The sequence below is a fragment of the Microvirga tunisiensis genome (genome assembly GCF_009296175.1).
GTDB lineage: Bacteria > Pseudomonadota > Alphaproteobacteria > Rhizobiales > Beijerinckiaceae > Microvirga > Microvirga tunisiensis.
The window spans coordinates 1-1,601 of record NZ_VOSK01000712.1; the positions used below are offsets into that span (position 1 = coordinate 1).

1 protein-coding gene is annotated in these 1,601 nt (G+C 62.4%); it reads left to right on the forward strand.

The features are described 5' to 3' along the window. Positions 1-88 precede the first annotated feature (88 nt). A partial coding sequence (locus FS320_RS43070) for a DDE-type integrase/transposase/recombinase (RefSeq protein WP_152718609.1) occupies positions 89-1,601 on the forward strand: 1,513 nt, incomplete at its 3' end.

Sequence of the window (1,601 nt, forward strand, 5' to 3'; positions counted from 1 at the left end):
CGCATTGCATCGCCTGAATTGCTCCCTGATTTTGGATCGTTGCCTCATCTGATTTGCTCCCGAGCTCTGGCGAGCTGCGGGGGCGATGATGAGGCAGGTGAGCATGACAACACGCAATGAGCTGATCCGAGCGATTTCGGCGCGCTACCGGCAGAGTGATCGCCCCGACAAGGGCCGCATTCTGGATGAGTTCATGGCTGTGACCGGCTATTCCCGCAAGCATGCCATGCGCGCCCTTCGGCAGGGCTTGCCGGACAAGACAGGCGCGGCGCGGCCCGGGCGCCGGATCTACGACGATGCGGTTCATGAGGCTCTCGCCGTGATCTGGGAGGCCTCAGACCGGATCTGCGGCAAGCGCCTGAAGGGTCTCGTGCCGGTTCTGGTGGGGGCGATGGAGCGTCATGGCCATCTTCAGCTGACTTCGGAGGTCCGGACGCGCCTTCTGGGCATGAGCGCAGCCACTATCGACCGAGCGTTGCAACCGATCAAGCAACAGGCCACCGGAGGTCGGCAAAGGCGTCGGTCCGTGCCCACCCTGGCGGTGCGGCGCAGTGTGCCGGTGCGGACCTTTGCCGACTGGCATGATCCCTCTCCTGGCTTTATGGAAGCTGACCTGGTTGCCCATGGTGGCTCAAGCGCCAGCGGCAGCTTCATCCAGACCCTGGTTCTGACCGATATTGCCTCGGGCTGGACCGAGTGCGCGCCGCTGCTCTATCGCGAGCAGCAGCTGTTGACAGAGGTCCTTTCCGAGATCCGCAAACTTCTTCCCTTTGCGCTCCTGGGGTTTGATACGGATAACGACAGCGTCTTCATGAATGAGACGGTGCGGGATTATTGTCTGGATCAGGCGATCGTCTTCACCCGCAGCCGGCCCTACCGCAAGAATGACCAGGCCTTTGTCGAGCAAAAAAATGGGGCCATTGTCCGCCATGCTGTGGGGTATCGCCGGTTCGAGGGCATCCCAGCAGCAGCGGCCCTGGCCCGGCTTTATGCCTCTCTTCGTCTGTTCGTGAACTTCTTCCAGCCCTCGTTCAAGCTGGCTGAAAAGGAACGGCAAGGTGCTCTGGTGCGCAAGCGCTATCATCCTCCCGCCACACCCTATCAGCGTCTGCTCGACGACTCCCGTGTTCCCGCCGAGGTCAAAGCGCACTTGCGAGACGTGTTCTTGAGCCTGGATCCGGTTCAACTGCTGCAGCAGATCCGCACGGGTCAGGCTCGTCTGGTTGAGTTGGCTGATGTTCCAGTCACTCCTGTGGCGCCCTCCGATCCTGCAACTCTCGACCAGTTCCTGCAGGGTCTACGCACGGCTTGGAAGGAGGGCGAGGTTCGACCGACCGCCCGTCCCAAACCGCCGGTTCCACGCGGCCGGCGGCGTCCGGATCCGCTGGTGGCGGTCACGGCACACCTGCAGGACTGGTTCAAGGCTGAACCGTGGCGCACGGGCCGTGAATTGCTGGAGAAGCTGCAAGAGACTTATCCTGACCAGTACTCCGAGCGGCATCTGCGCACACTCCAGCGGCGTCTGAAAATCTGGCGCCGGGATGCGGCATGGGCCATGGTGTTCGGGTCATCGGATCAAGGCTCGGTGCCCGCAGAGCCCT